Source organism: Vogesella mureinivorans, from assembly GCF_007644035.1.
Taxonomy (GTDB): Bacteria; Pseudomonadota; Gammaproteobacteria; order Burkholderiales; family Chromobacteriaceae; genus Vogesella; species Vogesella mureinivorans.
In genome coordinates this window covers 1-250 of sequence record NZ_VMTV02000500.1, presented here as the reverse complement: position 1 = coordinate 250, position 250 = coordinate 1, and the positions used below count along the sequence as shown (strand labels likewise).

1 protein-coding gene is annotated in these 250 nt (G+C 39.6%); it reads left to right on the top strand.

Translation table 11 applies throughout. The features are described from left to right. Positions 1-17: 17 nt before the first annotated feature. On the top strand, positions 18-250 hold a 233-nt coding region (msrB, locus tag FLQ44_RS13595), incomplete at its 3' end, for a peptide-methionine (R)-S-oxide reductase (protein ID WP_206208883.1).

The window sequence follows — 250 nt, the reverse complement described above, 5'->3', positions numbered from 1 at the left end:
AGATTTAAAGGAGTTTAATGATGGGAAAACTCAATAAAACAGACCGAGAATGGCAAAGAGAGTTATCACCAGAGGAATTTAAAATTACCCGACAAAAGGGCACAGAGGCTCCTTTTACAGGTAAATATTGGAATACTAAACAGCATGGAACCTATGTTTGTCGATGCTGTGGTACAGAATTATTCACCTCTGACACCAAATATGACAGTGGTTGCGGATGGCCGAGTTTTTTTGGCAATTTCAGGATTGG